General features: G+C 45.7%; 16 protein-coding genes. 9 read left to right on the forward strand and 7 right to left on the reverse strand.

The features are described 5' to 3' along the window. Positions 1-12 precede the first annotated feature (12 nt). Positions 13-951, reverse strand: coding sequence for a cobalamin-binding protein (locus tag H6F98_RS30895; RefSeq protein WP_192222563.1), 939 nt, complete (start codon positions 949-951; stop codon positions 13-15). A gap of 250 nt (positions 952-1,201) precedes the next feature. Here H6F98_RS30895 and rpsD point away from each other — a divergent pair, with 250 nt between their 5' ends. Next, the gene (rpsD, locus tag H6F98_RS30900; RefSeq protein WP_192222564.1) at positions 1,202-1,810 is read left to right on the forward strand and encodes a 30S ribosomal protein S4; all 609 of its coding nucleotides are present in this window, start codon (positions 1,202-1,204) and stop codon (positions 1,808-1,810) included. A gap of 136 nt (positions 1,811-1,946) precedes the next feature. On the opposite strand, the gene moaA is transcribed toward rpsD, so the two are convergent. Both moaA and H6F98_RS30910 read right to left on the reverse strand, forming a co-directional pair. Then, on the reverse strand, positions 1,947-2,933 hold the full coding sequence (moaA, locus tag H6F98_RS30905; protein ID WP_192222565.1) for a GTP 3',8-cyclase MoaA: 987 nt from the start codon (positions 2,931-2,933) through the stop codon (positions 1,947-1,949). 59 nt (positions 2,934-2,992) lie between these two features. Beyond that, a complete protein-coding gene (locus H6F98_RS30910) occupies positions 2,993-4,528 on the reverse strand; it encodes an MFS transporter (protein WP_192222566.1) in 1,536 nt (511 codons plus the stop codon). A gap of 832 nt (positions 4,529-5,360) precedes the next feature. Between H6F98_RS30910 and H6F98_RS30915 the strand changes: the two genes are divergently transcribed. Further along, complete coding sequence (locus H6F98_RS30915) at positions 5,361-6,458, forward strand: TIGR03032 family protein (protein WP_199349124.1); 1,098 nt, start codon at positions 5,361-5,363, stop codon at positions 6,456-6,458. A 69-nt stretch (positions 6,459-6,527) separates the two neighbouring features. Beyond that, positions 6,528-9,056, forward strand: coding sequence for a tandem-95 repeat protein (locus tag H6F98_RS30920; protein WP_192222567.1), 2,529 nt, complete (start codon positions 6,528-6,530; stop codon positions 9,054-9,056). Between the two features lie 105 nt (positions 9,057-9,161). Here the strand turns inward: H6F98_RS30920 and H6F98_RS30925 are convergent, their stop codons facing one another. Further along, the gene (locus H6F98_RS30925) at positions 9,162-9,881 is read right to left on the reverse strand and encodes a ThuA domain-containing protein (protein WP_192222568.1); all 720 of its coding nucleotides are present in this window, start codon (positions 9,879-9,881) and stop codon (positions 9,162-9,164) included. A 351-nt stretch (positions 9,882-10,232) separates the two neighbouring features. On the opposite strand from H6F98_RS30925, the gene H6F98_RS30930 reads away from it, so the two are divergent. From H6F98_RS30930 to H6F98_RS30940, 3 genes are all read left to right on the forward strand, one after another. After that, the gene (locus H6F98_RS30930) at positions 10,233-10,904 is read left to right on the forward strand and encodes a TVP38/TMEM64 family protein (protein ID WP_206759699.1); all 672 of its coding nucleotides are present in this window, start codon (positions 10,233-10,235) and stop codon (positions 10,902-10,904) included. A 61-nt stretch (positions 10,905-10,965) separates the two neighbouring features. Continuing rightward, entirely contained in the window at positions 10,966-12,516 is a 1,551-nt protein-coding gene (locus H6F98_RS30935; RefSeq protein ID WP_192222570.1) for a mercuric reductase, read from the forward strand. 190 nt (positions 12,517-12,706) lie between these two features. Beyond that, positions 12,707-13,225, forward strand: coding sequence for a hypothetical protein (locus H6F98_RS30940; protein WP_192222571.1), 519 nt, complete (start codon positions 12,707-12,709; stop codon positions 13,223-13,225). A 37-nt stretch (positions 13,226-13,262) separates the two neighbouring features. On the opposite strand, the gene tsaB is transcribed toward H6F98_RS30940, so the two are convergent. Both tsaB and H6F98_RS30950 read right to left on the reverse strand, forming a co-directional pair. Continuing rightward, complete coding sequence (gene tsaB, locus H6F98_RS30945) at positions 13,263-13,928, reverse strand: tRNA (adenosine(37)-N6)-threonylcarbamoyltransferase complex dimerization subunit type 1 TsaB (protein ID WP_192222572.1); 666 nt, start codon at positions 13,926-13,928, stop codon at positions 13,263-13,265. Continuing rightward, positions 13,928-15,814: a serine/threonine-protein kinase gene (locus tag H6F98_RS30950; RefSeq protein WP_192222573.1), complete on the reverse strand. Its 1,887-nt coding sequence runs from the start codon at positions 15,812-15,814 to the stop codon at positions 13,928-13,930. The genes tsaB and H6F98_RS30950 overlap by 1 nt, the downstream gene beginning before the upstream one ends. Positions 15,815-15,859: 45 nt before the next feature. On the opposite strand from H6F98_RS30950, the gene H6F98_RS30955 reads away from it, so the two are divergent. The 3 genes from H6F98_RS30955 to H6F98_RS30965 all read left to right on the forward strand — a co-directional run bounded on the left by H6F98_RS30955 (position 15,860) and on the right by H6F98_RS30965 (position 21,759). Then, complete coding sequence (locus H6F98_RS30955) at positions 15,860-16,057, forward strand: hypothetical protein (protein WP_206759695.1); 198 nt, start codon at positions 15,860-15,862, stop codon at positions 16,055-16,057. 110 nt (positions 16,058-16,167) lie between these two features. Beyond that, on the forward strand, positions 16,168-20,199 hold the full coding sequence (locus tag H6F98_RS30960) for a TIR domain-containing protein (RefSeq protein ID WP_192222575.1): 4,032 nt from the start codon (positions 16,168-16,170) through the stop codon (positions 20,197-20,199). A 249-nt stretch (positions 20,200-20,448) separates the two neighbouring features. Then, the gene (locus tag H6F98_RS30965) at positions 20,449-21,759 is read left to right on the forward strand and encodes a tetratricopeptide repeat protein (protein ID WP_192222576.1); all 1,311 of its coding nucleotides are present in this window, start codon (positions 20,449-20,451) and stop codon (positions 21,757-21,759) included. A gap of 178 nt (positions 21,760-21,937) precedes the next feature. Here H6F98_RS30965 and H6F98_RS30970 read toward each other — a convergent pair whose 3' ends face one another. Beyond that, positions 21,938-22,738, reverse strand: coding sequence for a DUF928 domain-containing protein (locus H6F98_RS30970; RefSeq protein WP_192222577.1), 801 nt, complete (start codon positions 22,736-22,738; stop codon positions 21,938-21,940). Between the last annotated feature and the right edge of the window lie 134 nt (positions 22,739-22,872).

Raw genomic sequence — 22,872 nt, forward strand, 5'->3', positions numbered from 1 at the left:
ACGCCAGTTGATCTAAAAAGACAAGGAAAACCGCTCCCACCCAGTTCCTTGATAGTCAAACTCAAACAGTTCCGGGTGCAGAATCTCTGCCAAGATTTCCAAAGAATCGACTAGTCGGGGTCCCGGTCGATTGAAGTAGGAATTACCATCGGTAAGATAAACATTACTGTTTTTGACAGCTTGCAAGCTTTGCCACTGGGGATGCTGTGCCATCTGTTGAGTTTCTTGGCGAGTCCGGTTTAAATCAAAACCACAGGGCATAACAATTATTACCTCTGGGTCAGCTTCTACGAGAGTCTCCCATTGTAGGTAAGGGGAATGTTTGCCCTCAACACCAAATACAGGCTGGCCACCTGCCAGTTTTATGAGTTCTGGAATCCAGTTACCAGTTGCCATGAGAGGGTCAGTCCACTCAATGCCAGCAACCTTGGGACGGGAATTCTCAGGCAGTCCTTGAGTCTTTTGTCCGCAAGCTTTAATGCGATACTGTAAGCCTGTTAAGACGGGCTGCGATTCCACTCCTAACGCAGCAGCCACTCGCTCAATATCTGCCCAAACATCACTCAGCACGTTTGGCTGTAAGGAAATCACCTTAGGCTGACTTTTGGTGAGTTGAGCAACAGCTTTCTCAACGTCAGCGAAGTTGACAGCACAAACATCACACTGGTCTTGAGTAACAATGTGGGTTGGTTGTAGCTGTTCTAGGACATCCATTTTGATGTTGTAAATGCTTAGGGTTTTTCCGGCTAATTCAACGACATCCTCATCAATTTGGGCACTGGATTTTTCTGAATCTAGTCGTGCTTCTGTGCAAATGGGTCGATTTTGAAGGTCTGCCGGGTAATCACATTCATGCGATCGCCCAACAATCGCATCAACTAACCCTAACGCTGCCACAATTTCTGTCGCACTGGGCAGCAAAGAAACAATTCTCAAGTCTGAAGTAGTCATTAGGCAGTGAACAAATCAGCTAGGTACAATTTTCTGAAGATTTGATTAGTTAGTCATCACTCCTTGGTCACTAGTCAAAGACTTGCCCTGCGCTTTGCACACAAAAACTAAGGATACACATAGCCTGCATCACATCGTTTACTAAGTAGTATTATTGAAAATGGTATTAAGTCTTTGAAGTGCCCACCTTCAAGGTGTAAGATTATAGTTTTGGGTAAAGACCTAGTTAGGACAAGAAAGAGGAAGTTATATGTCGCGATATCGAGGCCCGCGTCTGCGGGTTGTGCGCCGTCTGGGCGATTTGCCAGGGTTGACTCGTAAGACACCCCGTCGAGCATACCCACCGGGTCAGCATGGACAGGCTCGCAAGAAGCGGTCAGAATATGCGATTCGACTGGAAGAAAAGCAGAAACTCCGCTTCAACTATGGAATTACGGAAAAGCAGTTGCTCCGTTATGTCCGTAAAGCACGTCGCGCGACGGGTTCAACGGGTCAATCCTTGCTGCAAATGTTAGAAATGCGGTTGGATAACACAGTGTTCCGCTTAGGAATGGCTGGCACAATCCCAGCGGCACGTCAGTTAGTGAACCACGGTCATGTGATGGTTAATGGCCGGGTGGTCAATATTGCTAGTTACCAGTGTCGTCCCGGTGACGTGATTAGTGTAAATCAACGCGATCGCTCTAAGCGTCTGGTAGAACAAAACTTGCAATTCCCAGGATTGGCAAACCTTCCTAGCCATTTAGAGTTTGACAAGGGCAACCTGACTGGTAAGGTCAATGGTGTTGTCGAACGTGAGTGGGTGGCGCTACAAATTAACGAATTACTCGTGGTTGAGTTCTACTCACGGAAAGCCTAGGCTAGTTGTTAGTTGTTAGTTGTTAGTTGTTAGTTGTTAGTTGGAAAAAATGTCCGAAAGGCTTTCTGAGACAAGGTTTTAGCAACGAGCTATTATCTATCTAACAACTAAAAACTAAACACTAACAACAACTTAGCTATCCACCAATTTGGGACATAGTACGGGTATAGGTGCCAGTAGTTCCAGAGTCTCGTTGTTTGAAGTTAATCTCTGGTTTAATCATCAACAATTGACTGACTTGCTCTCTTAAGTCAGCCGTGTGAACCCCTTGACGAAGGGCGGTTTTTAAGTCAATCTGCCCAGTTTCATTGAGCAAACAGGGACGTAGCCAGCCGTCAGCAGATAAGCGCATTCGGTTGCAGCGATCGCAAAAACATTCCGACATCTGACTAATAAATCCTAGAGTTCCCAAGGCACCGGGGATTTGGAATACGTCAGCCGGACCATTACCCCGAACGCGGGATTCTATTAAGCCAAACACATCGCGAATCCGCTGCCGCAACTCTTCTGACGGCACCCAAGCTCGTTCACCAAAGAGTTGAGAATTACCAATTGGCATAAACTCAATAAACCGGACGTGCCAGTGGCGGTTAAGGGTTAAAGCCGCTAAATCTAGTACTTCCTGGTCATTTACCCCTGGAATTACGACGACATTTAGCTTTAAAGGGTCGAACCCAACGTGATACGCGGCTTGAATGCCTTCCCAAGTCTGCTGCCAGCGCGAACGTCCGCGATTGCCGATAATTTTGTCAAATGTTTCGGCAACAAGAGAATCAAGGCTAATGTTGATGCGTCGCAAACCCGCGTCGTAGAGGTCTTGTGCCATATCAGCAAGTAAGAACGCATTCGTCGTCATCGCGAGGTCTTGAGTTTCGGGAAGAAAAGCGATCGCTCTTACTAAATCCACAACACCTGGACGCAATAAGGGTTCACCACCCGTAAGACGAAACTTCCTAAAGCCTACAGGAATAAAGACTTCCTGGAGCAACGTTAGTAGCTCTTCATTACTCAGCAATTCCTGCCGCAGAATATAGTCAAGCTCTGCTCCTTCAGGCATACAGTACTGACAGCGAAAGTTGCAGCGGTCAATTAGGCTAATGCGGAGATAATCTACGGTGTTCATGCTGCCTTTGGTTATGGGGTAAGAGTGTCAAGGTAAGAAAGCCTTGATACTTACTCTCCTTAATTCCTACTCCTTATTCTGAACGATTTACCTAGTTTTACTGTTTGAATAGGCACAGGTTGAGTTTTGATAGCGAGGCTAGCATCGTTCTTTCCCAAGAGCGACAGCGATGTACTAAATCCTTGCTTCGCTTCACGCCAAAGTTTTGTCAAGGATTGACTACGTTGCTCTTGTACAAACACCAAAGGTAATAAGGCAACAAGTCTTAAAACCGCTGAAAGCGCAAATAATCCAGGTAAGCCACCTGTACTCGTTGACTGAGCGAGAAACCCTCCTGCTGCCGTTCCCATCGCTCCCGTAACACCAGTAATCGCTGCTGCGATCGCGAAATAAGCGGCTTGACTTCGTGCAGGTGCAACACTCATCTGCATATTACCGTTGCACAAGTCAATGGCTGCCCACGTCCCACCACTAAACACATGCACCAAAGGCAGCCATAGCCAAAGGGACGCTGAGTTCGCTCCTGTTCCTAACCAGAACAACGGCGTGACGGCAGCAAGAATTCCAATCAAGATTAGAATTGGGCGATTACCAATCCGGTCGGCTAACTTACCCCACACAACCAACATCAGCAGATTTGCTCCTGCCGTTAAGCTGCCATAAAGCGTGACCAAACTGACATCCAGATGCAGATTGTCCAGCATATAGAGGTTAAAAAACGGCGCACTGAGGTTTACGGCAAACATCCACAGGCTGAGGTACAGGAGGAAGGTCAAAAAGTTGCCGTCCTTAAACCAGTTTGATACTGGTTCAGTTGAGTTACGTTCAGTCAAGCTTTTGAGTTGTGGCAGTGGTGCTTGCGGATTCACATCGACAATGAAGAACTGAAAGGCTAAACTAATCAACCCTGCCAAAACAGCCAAAAATAAAACAATACTGTAGCCTTGGAGTGTTCCACCTCTCCAAACTGAGATTCCTAGTCCCATCACTGGAACACAAACGAGACTCATCAACGTAGCAGCACTATTACGAATACCAAAATATCGTCCGCGCAACTGCCGGGGAACTAATGATGCCATCCAGCTAAACCAAGAAGCACTGCCTAAGGCACTAAGGATACTCGTTGCCAAGACAATGACGAGTGTCGCAAGGACAAGGTGGTGGTGTTCAGTCTGGGAGTCACCGATTTGAGCCACAAACAGCAATAGAACCAGCCATAGTAGCCGTGACACACCAAAAACACATAAACCGTACCAATGGCGACTGGTCGTGCGGTCTGCCAGGTAGGCACCTAGTGGTTGAAGTAAGTTCACCAACATGGGAATTGACGAGAGGAAGCCAATTTCCACGCTTGTCGCACCGAGTTCTAACAAAAAGTTAGTCAGTAAAATACCTGTGGTAGCGCTGCTAAAGATCGTGGCAAAGACACTATCTACGGTAGATGCTCGGAGACTGGTGCGAATTGCTGCCTTAGATATGGTTAGAGGCGGGTTGGGAACAACAACCGCCTCTGTTAATGCTGTGTTTTCTAAAACTTCTACAATCGGGACAGGTCTTGTCTCTTCTAGGATGCAATCAACGGCTTTTCTAACCATGCTGAATGACTTTTGTAGCTAGGAGCTGTGGGGTGTGTTGGAACAGTACTCTTGAACAATAAGCAATAAGCGACTAGTCAAGCATCGTTCAACGGAAAGATATATTTCTCAATACTTTGCAACACCTGAGAAATACTTGGCAATAGTACCCGTAAATATTGCTTGTTGCATTCCTTACAGTAGCGATCGCAAACCTCACAAAATCGCTGAGTGCAGCGTGGCAGAAATAACTATCCAGTTGAAAAAGGTTAAAAAGCTTACTGTACAAGCAATATTCCTAAAAGCCTTCTGCTTTCTGCCCTTTGCCCTCTGCCTTTTGCTATACCTCTTCGATTGATTCTCGTACCTCTCGCTCCTCTAAAACAAACTGCACATTACTTAAGGGTTAATCCACGAGTATCAGTAAACTCGATTCCTCACTATTAACCCCAACAATGCTTTTGATATTCTGCATAAACTGTAGTTGATTATCTAACCTTTAGAAAATGGCTTAGGAGTTCACAGATTAGTGAGATTCAACACAGACATTATTAGTAAATAGCTTGATAACGCGAGAGTTCAGTTGACTATCAATTTGTGATTCAGTCAAGGTTTTGTGTTATCGCAACATATTTTAGAATTGTGTTTTTTCGATAAAGATTCTGTAAAACACCTAGCCTTACCTAATAACGAGAGAATATTCTGGTATCTAGGATACTTCTTGCTAATAAATCGATTACTTCAATAACCAAGTTACTCTTGACCTGCTCCAAGCCTTTCTTTGAGGAGCGAACCTTTATGTCTATTGTTAAATGAATTTAGCAGAACGCTATCTCCTTTCAACTGCATCTCAATGATGAATCAACTTACTTTTCCACCTGATGCCCCTAAGGTTATTGAGTGTAATGCTTCTGATGCCTTTCAAGCATGGCTGAGTCAGGTAAATGGTTCACTCGCCATCACGACTTATCAGGCAGGTAAATTGGCTTTAGTCGGTTGGAATGGTCAGCAAGTGACTGTTCTCCTACGGCAATTTCCCAAACCGATGGGTCTAGCTGTGCAGGAACAGCGGCTAGCCTTAGCGACGAATCATGAAGTTTGGCTATTTGCTAATGCCCCGTTGCTGGCTGATGAATACTTAGAAAATCAGCCAGGGCGCTATGACACTCTTTACTTACCCCGTGCCACCTACTTTACAGGCGACCTGAACATTCATGACTTGGCTTTTGGTAGCGATAACCTGTGGCTCGTCAACACACGCTTTTCCTGTCTTGCTGCCCTCAGTAAAGACTACAACTTTGTTCCTCGCTGGCAACCTCGCTTCATCTCTCAACTAGCGCCAGAAGACCGCTGCCATCTAAATGGCTTAGCAATGGTAGACGGACGACCTAAGTTTGTTACAGCCTTGGGGGAAAGCAACGAGGTTGGTGGATGGCGAAACAACAAAGCAACAGGCGGGATTCTCATTGATGTCGAGAGTGGAGAGATTGTAATACGAGGTTTGTCAATGCCTCATTCTCCCTGTTGGCATGAGCGCTATTTGTGGCTACTCAATTCTGGCGAAGGCGAATTATGGCGTATTAATCCTCACTCAGGGCAACACGATGTAGTCTGCGCTTTACCGGGTTTTTTGCGGGGGTTGTGCTGTGTCGGTAACTATGCATTAGTCGGACTCAGCCAAATTCGGGAGCAGCATATATTCGGTGGTTTACCTGTACAACAACGGTTTAAGCGGCTGCTGTGTGGTGTAGCCGTTGTAGATCTCCGAAGTGGTCAGTTGGTAGGAATGCTGGAATTTACAGCAGGTTGTCAAGAGCTTTATGATGTCGAGTTTTTGCCCAGTGTCCTGCGTCCAACGATTCTTAATAACGAAAGACCAGAAATGCGACAAGCCTTTACTGCGCCAGAGTTTTCTTACTGGCTACGCCCAAGTTCGCAAATGACAGGTTAATCAAGAAAACTTTAGAAATCCGACCTTTTTTAAGTTTCGTTTTTCATTCACCTTTACCTCTTAACTCCTATGTCAATTGTTCCTATTGGTTCAGAATTCCGCGTTAACACTTACACCAGCAGTGAGCAACGCACATTCACCGAAACACCACAGTCCGTCGCAATGGATGCCGATGGGGACTTTGTCGTTACTTGGAGTAGCAATGGTCAGGATGGCTCTGGTTGGGGAGTCTACGTCCAGCGCTATAACGCAACAGGACAGGCTCTAGGTAACGAATTCCGAGTTAATACTATTACTAGCAATTCTCAACAGTTTTCGACGGTAGCGATGGATGCCGATGGAGACTTTGTCGTTACCTGGAGTAGCAATGGTCAGGATGGCTCCGGTTGGGGAGTCTACGCCCAGCGCTACAATGCGGTGGGAGAGGCAATTGGTGACCAATTCCGAGTCAACAGCTATACCAGTGGTTCTCAAGAGTTTTCGACGGTAGCGATGGATGCGGATGGGGACTTTGTCGTTACCTGGAGTAGCAGTGGGCAGGATGGCTCTGGTTGGGGCGTGTATGCTCAGCGCTATAACGCGGCAGGAGAGGCTCTAGGTAACGAATTCCGAGTCAACAGCTATACCAGTGGTTCTCAAATCTACTCCAAGGTAGCGATGGATGCGGACGGAGACTTTGTCGTTATCTGGAATAGTGCTGCACAGGATGGCTCTAGCTATGGAGTCTATGCTCAACGCTACAGTGCGGCTGGAGAGGCTTTAGGTGGCGAGTTTAAGGTCAATACCTACACCAGCAACACTCAACGATTCTCCAGTATTGCGATGGATGCCGATGGAGATTTTGTGGTGACTTGGAGTAGCAGTGGGCAGGATGGTTCCGGTTGGGGAGTCTACGCTCAACGCTACAGTGCAGCCGGAGAGGCTTTAGGTCAGGAGTTCCGAGTCAACAGCTATACCAGTGGTTCTCAACTCTACTCCACAGTGGCGATGGATGCCGATGGAGATTTTGTAATTACGTGGAGTAGTAATGCTCAGGATGGCTCTGGCTATGGTGTATATGCTCAGCGTTACAATGCAGCTGGAGAGGCTATAGGTGATGAGTTTCAGGTTAATACCTATACCAACAATTCTCAACGGTTCTCCAATGTTGCGATGGACGCTGACGGGGATTTCATTGTTAATTGGACGAGTCCTGGTCAGGATGGCTCAAGCTATGGAGTGTACGCTCAACTTTACCGAGAGTTAGAAGCTCCGACTAGCACTGGCATTAGTAATGTCATTGTGCAGGAAGATGCTCCTAATACGGTGATTGACTTGTTTGCTGCCTTTACCGATGATGACGACACAGATACGAACCTGACCTACACGATCGCCAACAATAGTAATCCCAGTTTATTCGTAGCAACAACCGTTGATGCAGTTACAGGAGAGTTGATACTAGACTATGCAACCAACGCCAACGGTACGGGCAACTTGACGATTCGAGCCACAGACTCGGATGGTTTATCTGTCGAAACAACCTTTGATGTTACGGTTACTGCCGTCAACGACACTCCCACTGTTGTTAACTCAATTCCAAATCAAAGCGCCGCAGAAGATGTGCCTTTTTCTTTTCTACTGCCTGCCAATACCTTCAGTGATGTTGATGCCGGAAGTAGCCTTGCTTACACAGCTACCTTGAGTAACGGGAATGCCTTACCGAGTTGGTTGATTTTTAATGCTGCTACCCGCGCTTTTAGTGGTACTCCTCTCAACGGGATGGTTGGTTCCTTAGACATCAGAGTCACAGCAACAGACGAGGTAGGGGCAAATGTTAGCGACACCTTTAATTTAGCGATCGCCAACACCAATTATGCTCCTATCACTAACGATGAAGTTGCAACGTTGACTGAAGGCAACTCCATCACGCTTGATGTGTTAGCCAATGCTACTGATGCCGATGGTGATGCACTTACTATTGAAAGTTTCACCAGTCCTACCTACGGCACCCTAGTACAGAATGAGGAGGGAACATTTACTTACATAGCCCCCCTCAACTTCAGTGGCGCAGACAACTTCACCTACACGGTGAGTGATGGTTATGGTGGAACGAGCGAACTGACTACAGTCAGTCTTACGGTTGACCCACTGAACCTTGAGGGAACCGCCGCCTCCGAGACGTTAACTGGTACAACCAGTGATAACATCATCAATGCTTATGGCGGGAATGATGTCATTGAGGGTAATGCAGGCAATGATACGGTGAGTGCTGGTAGAGGTCATGACCTCTTAATCGGGGGCAGTGGTGCTGACTTCTTAGTCGGTGGTGCTGGTAACGATATGTTTGTCTACATTGATTTTAATGACAAGGGTGATATAATTGCTGACTTTAGTATTAGCAGGGATAGCCTTGGTTTAACATCTCTTTTCGATAACCTTGGCTACACGGGGGCTAATCCAATTGCGGCTGGCTATATGCGGTTTGTGCAGAGTGGTACTGATACTCAAGTCCAAATTGACCCAGATGGAGTGGCTGGCTCCCAAAATTTCAGTTCTCTGGTAACTTTAAACAATGTCACTACCACGGCTTTGATAATCGGCAGTAACGTCATCGTCTAATGATTAGACCTATCTTGAAAATAGAGGCTGAAAGCTCATATCGCAAAGAGTGCGATCGCTCTTGCAATTAAGCGACGATATACGCTGCCGCTTCCCGTACAACTGTTAACTGGATGGGTTAGGCTGTCTGCCAAATTTCACCTCAGGCACAGCAACTGGGGCTGCCCAATGGACGGCATTAGTAATGACGTGCAACACTTCGGGTTGATAGTAAGTTGGGTAATCTTGATCGCCAGGACGAAAGTAAAAGACTCTACCCTGACCTCGGTGATAACAACATCCACTGCGAAAGACTTCGCCTCCCTCGAACCAGCTAACAAAAATCAGAGTATCAGGGGTAGGAATATCAAAGAACTCACCGTACATCTCTTCAGCAGCGATTTCAAAAGACTCATCTAACCCAGAAGCGATCGCGTGAGAGGGCGTAACGACCCAAAGGCGTTCTTTTTCGCCTGCGTTGCGCCATTTGAGATTACAGGATGTACCCATGAGCCGTTTGAAAATCTTGGAGAAGTGACTGGAGTGCAACGCGATTAGACCCATGCCAGACAAAACCCGCTTGTGAATTTTGTCTACAATGTCGTCTTGCACGCGATCATGGGCGATATGTCCCCACCAGATTAAGACATCAGTCTGATTTAACACCGCATCAGTCAAACCATGCTCCGGTTGCTCTAGAGTCGCCGTTTGTACAGTTAATCCTGAAGAACGTAGATGTTGGGCAATGACTTCATGGATGCCATTCGGGTAGATTTTGGCTACTTTCGGGTTAGTTTTTTCGTGTTGGTACTCGTTCCATACCGTGACGCGAGGCGCATGGGTCATTACATTCTCCACAGGCTTTTACTCTTAATTTTGTCTTGAAATTAGAGGATGTCTGAAAGTTATTGTTGACACGCTTACAAATGACGCTCCCCCTAAATCCCCCTTAAAAAGGGGACTTTAATATAGCTTGATTCGCCCCTTTTTAACCCTGGCGAGGGGGCGAACACTCTCTGATACTTCTCAGACATCCTCTTCGGATTCCTGGTTTCAGGAGATTAGTATTGAACTCAATTAGTCTCAACAGAATGGGGCAAGACCATGATGGACAACTTAATCACACGCCACTCTCGTACTAGAAACTTCGGCATTGCTCTTTGGTTGATTGTATCAACGATACAAGCGATCGCTATTATGTTCGTGATTGCTGCTCCTGCATTAGCACAGGAGACTACCACACAGGTGGGATTCAATCCCCAAGAAACACTGCGGAACACCTTAGAGTGGATAGATAGTCTGGGTTCGCTAGGAGCGATCGCTTTTATTACTCTCTATATCGTTGCTACCGTAGCGTTCTTACCGGGGTCAATTGTCACTTTGGGTGCTGGTGTTGTCTTTGGGATTGTTTGGGGTTCAATCTACGTTTTCATCGGTGCCTCACTAGGAGCAACGGCGGCTTTCTTAATTGGACGCTATTTAGCAAGAGATTGGGTTTTTAAGAAAATCGCAGGAAACGAAAAATTTCGAGCGATTGATGAAGCTGTCGGCAAAGAAGGATTTAAAATTGTTCTGTTAACCCGGCTGTCCCCTGTATTTCCCTTTACCCTCCTGAACTATGCCTTTGGCGTTACAGGAGTTTCCCTCAAAGACTACATTCTTGGCTTCGTCGGCATGATTCCAGGCATGATCATGTATGTTTACCTCGGTTCCCTGGCTGGTAATCTTGCCAAAGTTGGTACTGAAGGTCAACCTAGCAATCCCACCGTCGAGTGGACAATTCGGATTATTGGTTTTATTGCAACAGTGGCTGTGACTGTTTATGTAACTCGTATTGCCCGAAAGGCTTTGGAAGAAAAGGTTTCATAAACAGAAGAACGTTTAATTTTTATCTTGGCTTTTTAATTTTTCATTCTCCAAGGTGTTACCGATGTCAAGTTCTGCATTCGAGCAAGTTACTGTCTCACCGATGGATGAATATAACCGAACGCTGGTTTCTTATGTCCATCCGCCAGATTGGGTTAATCCTCAACCTGCTGATTGTTACGACCTGGTTGTGATTGGTGCTGGCACGGCTGGATTAGTTGCAGCAGCTGGCACAGCGGGTCTAGAACTGGGTTTAAAAGTCGCCTTGATTGAAAAGCATCTCCTGGGTGGGGATTGCTTGAATGTTGGTTGTGTGCCTTCCAAGTGCATAATTCGGTCTTCTCGCGTTGCTGCCGAAATGCGGGATGCAAGTGCTTTTGGGATTCACCCCCCAGAACACATTGAAGTAGACTTTCCAGCAGTGATGCAGCGGATGCGTAGGCTACGGGCGAGGATTAGTCCTCACGATTCTGTTGATCGCTTTCAAAAGATTGGGATTGATATCTTCTTGGGATCTGGTCGGTTTTCGAGTGCCAACACGATTAAAGTTGGCGATAAGATTCTCCGGTTTAAGAAAGCTGTGATTGCCACGGGGGCTAGAGCCGCAGAACTACCCATTGAGGGACTTGAAGAGGCGGGTTATCTCACCAATGAGACAGTCTTTTCCCTAACAGAACGACCGCGACGTTTAGGAGTAATTGGTGGGGGACCAATTGGGTGCGAGTTAGCTCAGGCTTTCCGGCGCTTGGGTTGCGAGGTAATACTTTTACATCAAGGCTCTTACATCTTAAATAAAGAGGATACCGAGGCGGCAGAAATTGTCCAGAGCGTCTTTATCCGGGAAGGTATCCGCTTAGTGCTTGATTGCAAAATTAAGCGCGTGGTTAAAAGTAGTGAAGGCAAAACACTTTACTTTAGCTGTAATGGTCAGGACGACTCGGTTACGGTTGATGAAATTTTGACAGGGGTAGGTCGTGCGCCTAATGTTGAAGGTTTGAATTTAGAAGCTGTTGGGGTAGAGTACGACCAGCGAAAAGGCGTGAAGGTGAATGACTACCTCCAGACGACGAACCCTAAAATTTTTGCAGCAGGCGACATCTGCATGAACTGGAAGTTTACCCATGCGGCTGATGCGGCGGCACGGATTGTGATCAGAAATGCTCTATTCTCTCCCTTTGGCTTGGGACGCTCTAAACTCAGTAGTCTGATTATGCCTTGGGTGACTTTTACTGACCCGGAGATTGCTCATGTGGGAATGTATGAGAACGAAGCTAAGCAAAGGGGCTTGGATGTAAATACAGTCAAAATTGCTTTGAGTGATGTAGATCGTGCGATCGCAGATGGTGAAGAGGAAGGGTTTGTCAAAATCCTTCACAAAAAGGGTTCCGATCAGATTCTCGGTGCAACCATTGTTGCCCGTCATGCAGGTGAGATGATCAGTGAAGTGACAACCGCCATTGTCGGCAAGCTAGGTCTAGTTACTCTAAGCCGTGTGATTCATCCTTACCCAACCCAGGCTGAAGGCATTAAGGCAGCGGCGGATGCATATTATCGCCGGACATTTCTCAAGCCGAATATTAAACGACTCCTGGCAGTGGTCACCAAACTATCGTAGTTTTCAGCCGTTAGTTCAAAAGATGCTGAAGCGATACAGACTCCGTTTGATGAAACTTAAACTCAATTGTTTACGTCAATGGATAACGGTCTACTCGAAGCGGCGAAACCATAGTGACTAGTAGATTTCCTCCTTATCCTAAGTCGGGATAATGCTTCGCTTCTTTTATTTCTAAGCCAGAAACTTGTTAATGAAAATTCCAGTTCAATATTGGCTACTTGTACTCGCTTTAGGTGCCACATTCGTTGTTCCCTCTGATGTTACCAATTCCACTCCTGCCCAGGTAACATTAGCTCAAGCTCAAACAGACCCCTTTGCATCCATACTAATGGAGCCAAACTTGCAATTTAATGTTCAACGTCAGGCAGGAAATTGTCCCCAAACAGTCGGGCTTTGGATGTTCATGCTTGGATTTGAAGGGGGTGCTGATCATACAGTGGTCGCTGATACTCAAGCGATCGCTTCTGCACCAGCAAAGTTGGTCGTCTCACAGCCGAAGCGGCTGGAATACGAAGCACCCTTACGGAGTGAATATGCGTCTTGTGTTGGTCAGGCAAGTTCTGAAGTGTTTCGTGTCTACAGTCTCCAGTTCCGCAATGGTAAAATCTCTTTCCGTATGGATATGACTTGGATGGATGGGTACCACGAAATCCTATACAAAGGTGTGTCGGCTTCTCGTCCCTACATCCATTGGCGGGCGACGGAATAGGCTAATTGAAAACTAGCTTCTGTTTAGTGACCTGTAATTACTTCACAGCCTTGTCATCTACTGGGTGTTGACCATAAAACGGCAGTGCCTCCGACCAATGGGGGCGCTTTCCTTGCTGCCAATCTAGATAGGCAAGTGACAATACACTCGTTACACTTGTCCCCAACTCACTTGGAACATCAATCAGTTGGCAAGGTATCTCCGAGGACTCCAAAACTTGCTTCCAGTTCTCCTGTGTCATCACCGTATCTAATAGCAACGGTGTTAGTCCTACACCTGTTGGGTTGGCTTGATAGATTGCGACAAACAGTTCACCACGATGGGCATTCATCTGGAGAGCGATCGCATTTTGGTCTAAGCTTTCTGCCCTTTCTAACCGCTGCAACCAAGCCACAGCCGCTAGTGTTGAAATAGCAAACAGAGGAACATTCAACTGCTGTGCTAGTGTTCGGGCAGTAACAATGCCAATTCGAGTGCTAGTAAAGCTGCCTGGCCCTTTTGCCACTGCAATAAACGCTAAATCTGCCCACCTCTGAGGTGTTAGAAACTCAACAAGATGTTGATGTAAATGACTAGATAAATCACGCCCTAAATCCCAGGTAGAAGAGCGAGTATCACCAGCAAAGTTACTAACTGCTAACCCCAATTGGGAACTAGTTGTGTGGAGGGCGAGAGCATATTTGTTTGGGTCAAAGTGTTGCATTAGTTAAACTGCCAAATCTTGATTGTTTTGTCCTGAGAACCACTGGCAATTATTCGACTATCGGGACTCATAGCCACCGCTGTTACACCAGCTTGATGCCCAGAAAGAGTGTGTAGCAGTTTCCCGCTACTGGGATGCCAGATTTTCAGTGTCTTGTCAGCACTAGCACTGATGAGAGTATTCCCTTGAGTGTTGAGGGCGAGGGAGTTAACAGCTTCTAAATGCCCAGTAACTGTATTTAGCAATGCGCCGTCACCTAAATTCCAGATTTTAATCGTCTTGTCGGCACTGCCACTAATTAAGATACGACCACTAGGGCTAAACGTTAGGGAATTAACTGTATCTAAATGACCCTCAATCGTTAGCTGAATACCATGACTTATATCCCAAATTTTAATCGTCTTATCAACACTGCCACTGGCAAGAATCTGCCCAGTTGGGCTAAAGGCAAGCGCTTGAATCGCACCAGAATGTCCCCAAAAACTTGCTTGTACTTCTTTGGTCTTCAAGTTCCAAAGCTTGATACTTTTATCAGCACTGCCACTCGCAAGGGTTTTACCATCTGAACTAATCGCAACCGCATGAATCCAACCCGAATGTTCACGAAGAGTGTCAATTAATTCTTCTGTCTCGACATCCCAAAGCTTAATCGTATAGTCCCAACTTCCACTTGCTAGCTGCCGTCCTTCTGGGCTAAAAGCAACAGCATTAATTAAGCTTAAATGTCCTGAGAAAGTGCAGCAGGGTAGATGGCTATCTGCTTTCCAAATCTTGATATTTTTATCAGCACTGCCGCTAGCAAAGGTCTGGCCATCTGGGCTAAATGCGATTGAATTGATTGAACTTGTATGACCTGTGAGTGTGCGTACACACGTCCAAATAGGGATGATGGACTTTGGTGTTAGAGTTTGTGAGGAACTTGGCTGGTTCAATGTTACGGGTATCGTTGTCGTGTGTCCTTGAGGATTAAGGACTTGAAGGATTTCCGCAGCAGATTGGTAGCGCCTTCTAACTACACTATCGAGCATCTTGTTGAGGATTTGACTAAGTTCTTTACTGACCGGATTCGTTAAATAATCTTGCCAAACCCAGATACCTTCCAAGCTATTAAACAAGTCAAATGGATGAATATCAGTGAGTAAATGAATGCAGGTAACGCCTAAACTGTACCAATCGCTACTACTAACTGCTTTTCCCATCAGTTGCTCTTGTGCTGTGTAAGCCGCAGAACCAATCACAGTTCCAGTTCTTGCTAGGGCAGTTTTTGTGGTGAATTTTGCCGCATTAAAGTCAACAAGAACGAGTTGCCCCTCATCATTTTCTATCTCCTCATGAGTAAAAGGAGTGGAGGTGCGACGGATGATATTGTTGGGATTAATATCTCGATGAATTACACCTTGCTCGTGAACAAACTGCAATACGGGCAATATGTCATTGAGAATTTGTCGAATCTGAACTTCGCTAAAAGCGCCCTCGCTTGCAAGCTTCTGAGCTAAGCTTTGACCTGTGATTAAGGTTTGGACAATGGCAGGTGCCGTCCCTATTTCAGTGAGATTATCTGGCTCAAAGTAGGCTAGGAGTTGCGGAATTTGAGGATGCTGTCCGAGTACTTGTAGTCGTGTCGCTTCTTGATGGAATAACTCAGCCGCTTTTTCTGGATTGTTGGTGCCTTGGTTTTTTGGAGAAAACTGCTTGATGATGCAGTGGAGTTTTGAGATGGCTTGTTCATCTACAGCAAGAAAGGTTCGACCAACGCCCCCCTGACTAATCAATTCTAAAGCACGATAGCGATCGCCTAAAAGCAACCTCGATCCACAGGTTGAGCAAAACCTCGCATTATTAGGATTTTGAGGCTTCGGACAACGAAGGTTGAGGCAGTAACTCATGGAGAGCAAAGATTCAGATCTAGATGAATCTATGCTAATCCCTCAGTGTTGGCGACTGAAAGTACGAATGATTCCTTGCAGCTAGTTTGGGTGCTAAGGCTTTTTCTACAGAAAGCTTCAGCCAAAAGGCGATCGCCTTATCTACCCATCGGTTTGAGAAAAAGCGATCGCATCAGGAAGGACATAGGGCAATTTCCCTCACAGTTCTCCTGTGTCCTTCCTGTCTCTCCCACAAACGCCTAAATCCACACATTTTTCTACCGTATTAAGACTTCATGCATTTTCTGTAATGTCAATCTGCCGAAAGATATACTTTTGTTGGGTCACATTCTACTTGCAAAACAACCAAAACCATGAAAAATCTGTTCGATGTCTTCATTTCCTATGGACGAGCAGATAGTAAAGCGTTTGCCGTAAACCTTCATAAAAGACTAATTGAACAAGGTTTAAAAGTTTGGTTTGACCAAAACGATATTCCTCTAGGTGTAGACTTTCAACATCAAATTGACGATGGCATTGAACATGCCCATAACTTCCTGTTTATCATCGCACCTCATTCAATCAAATCACCCTATTGTCTCAAAGAAATTCAACTAGCGGTTAAGCGCAACAAACGGATTATTCCTTTACTCCATGTTGAACTTAGTGATTGTTGGGATAAAATGCATCCAACGATTGGTAAAATTAACTGGGTTTATTTCCGAGAAGAGCAAGATAATTTTGAAACATCTTTTACAGGCTTAGTAGATTTAATTCATAAACATGCTAGTTATGTCGAACAACACACCCAATTTTTGGTCAAAGCCTTGGAATGGGAAAGAAATCAAAGGCAAACTAGCTATCTGTTAATTGGGGAAGAACGGCTTCAGGCAGAATCTTGGTTAAAAGTTCGGTTTAAAGAGGAACAACCACCTTGTATTCCAACTGACCTACATTGCGAGTTTATATGTGAAAGTACGAAAAACGCTAATAACTTAATGACACAAGTGTTTATCTCGTACTCTGAGACGGATAAACTTTTTATGCGGAGAATTCGTCAAACCTTGATACGGGAAGGCTTTACGGTATGGACGAATCAGACTGACATTCAAACAGGTACAGGATTTCAAGAAGAGATTAATAAAGGTATTGAGCAAGCCGATAATCTCCTCTACTTAATCTCACCCGATTCAATTCAGTCAAAATACTGTCAGACTGAATGGGAATATGCATTTGCCAATAATAAACGTATTATTCCTCTTCTAATTCAAAAAACTGATCTTGACCAACTATCTCCCCAGCTCAGGAGTTTACAATTCATTAACTTTACAGATCATGAGGATGAAGAACAATACCGCATTGATTCCAATAAGTTATTGAAGATATTGAGTCAAGATGCTCACTATTACGAACAGCACAAGGTTTTACTAGTTAAAGCTCTTAAATGGCAGCGTCAAAATCATAATCCTAGCATCTTATTACGAGGGTATAATCTCCAACAAGCTGAAGCTTGGTTAAAACTTGCTAAACAGCGAACAGAACATTTACCGCTTCCTTTACATGAAAAATTTATTACTGAAAGCCTGAGTCAACCGACTGACTCATCGGTAGAAGTTTTTATTTCTTATTCTCGTGCTGATTCCGATTTTGCTAGGAAGTTAAATGAGGCTCTCCAAATTCAAGGAAAAACAACTTGGTTTGACCAAGAGAGCATTGCGTCGGGAACAGACTTTCAACAGGAGATTTATCGAGGGATCGAAACTTCAGATAACTTCCTATTTATTATTTCACCTAAATCCGTTAACTCCCCATATTGTGCTGATGAAGTAGAATATGCCCAGAAATTGAATAAACGGGTTGTGACGGTATTGCACCGAGAGGTAGCACCAAACCAGCTACATCCTGCCTTAGCGAAGGTACAGTGGATTGACTTTAATCGCTATAGCAGGGATTTTTATGCCAACTTTAGCGAGTTGGTGAAAACTCTTGATATTGACCGAGAATATGTTCGCAACCACACGAAATGGTCACAACGTGCGATTGAGTGGGAGAAAGCCAGCGAAAGTAAAGACTTGCTGTTACGAGGCAGTGAATTTTCTGTTGCTGAAAATTGGCTGCAAGAAACCGAACAACAAAAGAAACAGCCCGCAGCGACTCCTTTGCAGCAGCAGTATATTTCCAAAAGCCGCGAGGCAATTCTAGCTGCGATTAAACGGGAGAAGCGTCAAAAACTGATTTTAAAGTCACTACTCGGTTTAATAAGTGCTGGTTTTTTAGTCTCCATTGGTGTGGGCGCATTTGCTTTCAGTCAGTGGAAACGAGCAGAGATTGCTCAGGAAGGTCAAATCAATTCAGTGAGCCGATTTTCATTGACTCTTTCTGATACTGACCGTAAGTTTGATGCGTTGATTGAAGCGATTCGGGCAGGAAGAAAACTGCAAAATTTTGACCCTCTGATGCAAGCGATTGGCACAGCAACGCAACCGCACAAACGGCTAGACGAATTACAACCAGAAACCCGGAGTCTAATTTCGTCAGCATTGCAGGCGGCAGTTTATGGCGATGGATTTAGAGAACGCGATCGCTTAACCCACCATACAAGTACAGTCTATAGCGTCACCTTCAGTCCCGACGGTAAGACTATTGCCACGGCGAGTGGAGATGGAACAATTAAACTTTGGGAACCTAACGGTAAGGAACTCCAAAGCATTCAGGCAGATAGCTATGGAGTGTATGGCATCAGGTTCAGCCCTGACGGTCAGACCCTTGCATCTGCTGGTGCAGACAATACCATCAAACTCTGGAGCAAACAGGGAAGACTCCTCCGTATCCTTAAAGGTCATGAGGCTGCTGTTTCTAGTGTCCGGTTTAGCCCTGATGGTCAGACGATTGCTTCTGTCAGTGATGACAATACTGTCAAAATCTGGAGCAAACAGGGAAAGCTCCTCCACACTTTCGTAGCGCATACAAAGGGTGTGAGGAATCTTAGTTTCAGTCCTGATGGACAGATACTTGCCTCTGTTGGTGGGGACAATACTGTCAAGCTCTGGAGCAAGGATGGCAGGCTGCTTCAAACCATCAAGGGTCATAAAGCTCCCGTCTCTGGCATTGGTTTCAGCCCTGACGGGAAGATCATTGCTTCTAGCAGTGATGACAAGACTATCAAACTTTGGAGCAAGAACGGTAAACTCCTTCAAACCCTCATGGGTCATGATGCTTCAGTCTCTAACCTCAGGTTTAGCCCCGACGGGAAGATTATCGCTTCTAGCAGTGATGACAAAACCATCAAACTTTGGAGCAAGGACGGTAAACTCCTCCAAACCCTCACTGGTCATGATGCTCCTGTTTGGAGCCTTAGTTTCAGCCCTGACGGTCAGACGCTTGCCTCGGCTAGTGCAGACAATACTGTTAAACTTTGGAGCAAGTCACAAAAGACCCTCCCAACCCTCAAGGGATTTGAGGCTAAACTTTGGAGTGTTGTTTGGAGTCCTGATGGTCAGACGGTTGCCGCTTCTGGGGCAAACAATAGTGTTCAACTCTGGAACAAAGACGGAACACTCCGCCTCCTTCTTAAAGGGCATAAAGCTGCCGTCTCTAGTGTCCAGTTCAGTCCTGACGGTCAGATGATTGCCACTGCCAGCGATGACAAAACGGTCAAACTCTGGAGTAAGGATGGAACGCTCCTGCACACGTTCAAGGGGCATACAGCTTCAGTCTGGAGCGCAAGTTTCAGTCCTGACGGAACTATCATTGCTTCTGGTAGTGCAGACAAAACGATCATTCTCTGGAACAAGAACGGGACGCGCCGCTTAACTATTGAGGGGCATAGAGGTACAGTCAGGACTGTGAGTTTTAGCCCAGACGGAACGATGATTGCCTCTGGTAGCGCCCAAAAAGCTATTAGGTTGTGGAACAAAGATGGGAAGGTTCTCCATGTCCTCACTGGACATATGGATGAAGTCACAAGCGTTGTTTGGAGTCCAGACAGTCAGATGCTTGCCTCGGCCAGTGCAGACAATACGATTAAACTTTGGAGCAAAGAGGGTAAGCTGCTCAAGACCTTCACTGGACATAAGGATAGGGTATTTAGTCTGAGTTTTAGTCCTGACGGTCAGATTCTTGCTTCTGCCAGTGGGGATAAAACTATCAAACTTTGGAGTAAAGAGGGTACAGAACTCCAAACCCTTACTGGGCATGACTGGTCGGTCAATAGCGTGAGTTTTAGCCCAGACGGGAAGACGCTTGCCTCTGCCAGTGATGACAAAACAGTCGTTCTTTGGAATCTAAATGATCTACAGCTCAATAAGCTCATGCGGGATGCTTGTAGCTGGGTGGGAGATTATCTGAAGTACAACGCCCAAAAGGACGAGCGCAATTTATGCGACGGCATAGGCACTCAAAACTAGCAAGATTTAATTGCGATAAGCTGACAATAGGGCTACCAAACGAACGTTCTCGTTCTACATGAGTTTGACAACTTGGACTTTAGCGAAATTTGTCATCCTAACCTTTGCCCGGAAGCGATCGCTTTAGTCGGTGTACGGCTTGGTTAGAATTTGGGCAGAAAGCTTTGTCATGATAACGACTGTCAGCTACGGCGGTTATGATCATTGGCTATAGGGCTGCTGACTGGTTGAACAATCTAGGGATGAAGAATGGAGCGAGAACTTTACGACCGAGGGTTAGAAAAGGCGCTTCAAGGAGACCTAAAAGGAGCGATTCAGGATTTTGATCAAGCGTTGCAGATCAATCCGCAATTTGCTGAAGCCTACTATAAACGTGGTATTACGCGCTTTGACCTAGGAGATAACCTTGGCGCAATTGAGGACTATACTCAGGCGTTGCAAATCAATAGTGAAAGTATTGAGAATTACTTTGGGCGAAGTCTAGCGCGGTTGGCACAGGGAGATACTCAAGGAGCAATTGAGGATGCCAATCAAGTACTACAGCTAAAACCTAATCATGCTCCTGCTTATAACCTTCAAGGCACAATTTACCGTCGCTTAGGAGATACCCAAAATGCGATCGCTAGTTTTAAAAAAGCCGCTGAACTCTATTTAGAACAGAAAGATACTGTAAATTGCCGCCATTGCTTGGACAGCATCAGCCAAATTCAGGCTCCCCAAAAACAAGCGATGACGTTAATTCAGACAGAGGATTTCTTCAAGCAAGCCGTGAAGAAAGTTAACCGAGGCAACTACCGTTCCGCCTTGGAAGATTTTAACTGGCTACTCCAAGTTGAGCCACGAGATGCCAAAGCCTATTGTTATCGCGGTGTTGTTCGCTGCAAGCTAGGTGACCATCAGGGAGCAATTCAAGACTTAGGTCGGGCAATGCAACTGAGTCCTCAAGATAGCCAAGTTCGTTGCCATCGGGGACAAGTTCGCATCGAACTCGGTGATTATCGAGGCGCGATTGATGACTTTACTCAGTTATTAGATAGTAATCCCAAAAATATTGAAGCCTATACCAATCGGGGTCATGCTTACAGAAAGCTTCGTAGCTATCGACAAGCAATCGAAGATTACTCGCGAGCGCTAAGTATTAAACCCGATGATGGTCTACTGTATTGCTATCGGGCAGTTGCTCGCTTCGATTTTGATGACAAACAGGGAGCGGCTGACGATTATCAAAAAGCGGCAAATATCTACTTTGATAAACAAGATTGGGCGAGTTATAGGCAAGTATTGGAAAAGCTGAAAAAGCTCCCTTTATCACAAGCTGGTTCTTCAGCACAAAGACGAACGACTCAATCAAATTTGAATAATAGCGCCACGACTCCAAACAACTCAACCTGGTCAAGCTCTTATCCGAGTAGTGATTTACAAAACCGACTCCTGCGGTTGGTAGGAGGGTACTGGGATGTCGCGACACGACTAATTGATATAGCCAAGCGAAAAAATCCTGGGATGCCAGAACATTGGTATTGGGAGAAGGTGATTGAGGATATAGAAAGCGATCGCTAAAAGCCTATTGATTGAAGTGAAGGGGATTAGGGATTAGGGATTGGGGACTGGGGATTGCCCGAATCCTGAGGCGAAGTTATAGCAGTAGCCACTGAGGTTAGAACATCATCGGAAGCCGAGTTCCTTAACTGGAGCCTATTTGACTGGAAGCTGACCGCCCAAAGCTGACTGCTGATTGCTATAACTGGCGTCCCACAGTTGTTGGTCTTGGTACTAATGCCTCTGGGGCTAGAGTTCCCAGACTAGCTGAACTCAGCAGTTTTACCCAATCAGCGGCAATCATTGCATCATTGGGTCTCTCACGGCGTAACTGCACCAAAGTTGCTAAAGCATCATGCCAAATCTCTGCTTGTGCGTACAGCTCAACTTGCTTTTGTGGTGGGGCTTGTGCTAACTGAGTGCTAAGTGAAGAGTTGAGTTCTACCCGTCTAGTCCACCCTTCTACAGTAATATCTTGCGATCGCTCATCTTCGAGGCAAAGCAGTGAGAATGACCACTGATAATCCTGACCCACCTTTAAAGGCGACAACCCTGCATGGGCAGGAAGGCTGAGTGCGACAATACCCGACATCCCACCTGTCCTAAACGTGGTTTTGTAGAGTTCATTCTCGTTGCTATCTTTCAACAAAAACTCTACTGGCAGTGAGGAGTTTTCAGGCGATAAGGTAGGCATATACACAAAAAATGTAGGGTAATCTGCTGCCGTTACCCCAAAGCGATTGTTAGGAACTAGTGCGGTGAGGGGTTTGCCACTAATTGAACAGCCACTGCTTGAACCGCGAGTTCCTCCTCCTTCCACACGACGCGGTTTACCAATATTCACGGGTGGTTGATATTGGTTTGCTTCCCAACGCTGAGGTATTCCTTGGGCAAAAAGGCTCTGTGGAGTTTGTACTACCGTGAATATCGCAATGACTAGTACCAGTGTCAGGGAGAGTATCTGAGCAAACTTGAAAAAGCGGAACTGTATCTGTGCCATGACAGTTAGTGGATATTGAGTCGGTGGGTGTCAAATAGACGCCGGAAGAGAATTACTAGTAGTCAAAGAAAAAGTTATTTAATCACCCCTCATAAAAACCTCTCCCTATCCCCCTATTTCTCCATCAACCGCAA

It is taken from the genome of Microcoleus sp. FACHB-SPT15 (assembly GCF_014849525.1).
GTDB classification, from domain to species: Bacteria; Cyanobacteriota; Cyanobacteriia; order Cyanobacteriales; family Coleofasciculaceae; genus Symplocastrum; species Symplocastrum torsivum.

What these genes read in the sequence shown, in the direction of transcription:
- H6F98_RS30895 (WP_192222563.1), bottom strand. Translation starts at nt 951, where the DNA reads ATGACTACTTCAGACTTGAGAATTGTTTCTTTGCTGCCCAGTGCGACA.
- rpsD (WP_192222564.1), top strand. Translation starts at nt 1,202, where the DNA reads ATGTCGCGATATCGAGGCCCGCGTCTGCGGGTTGTGCGCCGTCTGGGC.
- moaA (WP_192222565.1), bottom strand. Translation starts at nt 2,933, where the DNA reads ATGAACACCGTAGATTATCTCCGCATTAGCCTAATTGACCGCTGCAAC.
- H6F98_RS30910 (WP_192222566.1), bottom strand. Translation starts at nt 4,528, where the DNA reads ATGGTTAGAAAAGCCGTTGATTGCATCCTAGAAGAGACAAGACCTGTC.
- H6F98_RS30915 (WP_199349124.1), top strand. Translation starts at nt 5,361, where the DNA reads ATGATGAATCAACTTACTTTTCCACCTGATGCCCCTAAGGTTATTGAG.
- H6F98_RS30920 (WP_192222567.1), top strand. Translation starts at nt 6,528, where the DNA reads ATGTCAATTGTTCCTATTGGTTCAGAATTCCGCGTTAACACTTACACC.
- H6F98_RS30925 (WP_192222568.1), bottom strand. Translation starts at nt 9,881, where the DNA reads ATGACCCATGCGCCTCGCGTCACGGTATGGAACGAGTACCAACACGAA.
- H6F98_RS30930 (WP_206759699.1), top strand. Translation starts at nt 10,233, where the DNA reads ATGTTCGTGATTGCTGCTCCTGCATTAGCACAGGAGACTACCACACAG.
- H6F98_RS30935 (WP_192222570.1), top strand. Translation starts at nt 10,966, where the DNA reads ATGTCAAGTTCTGCATTCGAGCAAGTTACTGTCTCACCGATGGATGAA.
- H6F98_RS30940 (WP_192222571.1), top strand. Translation starts at nt 12,707, where the DNA reads ATGAAAATTCCAGTTCAATATTGGCTACTTGTACTCGCTTTAGGTGCC.
- tsaB (WP_192222572.1), bottom strand. Translation starts at nt 13,928, where the DNA reads ATGCAACACTTTGACCCAAACAAATATGCTCTCGCCCTCCACACAACT.
- H6F98_RS30950 (WP_192222573.1), bottom strand. Translation starts at nt 15,814, where the DNA reads ATGAGTTACTGCCTCAACCTTCGTTGTCCGAAGCCTCAAAATCCTAAT.
- H6F98_RS30960 (WP_192222575.1), top strand. Translation starts at nt 16,168, where the DNA reads ATGAAAAATCTGTTCGATGTCTTCATTTCCTATGGACGAGCAGATAGT.
- H6F98_RS30965 (WP_192222576.1), top strand. Translation starts at nt 20,449, where the DNA reads ATGGAGCGAGAACTTTACGACCGAGGGTTAGAAAAGGCGCTTCAAGGA.
- H6F98_RS30970 (WP_192222577.1), bottom strand. Translation starts at nt 22,738, where the DNA reads ATGGCACAGATACAGTTCCGCTTTTTCAAGTTTGCTCAGATACTCTCC.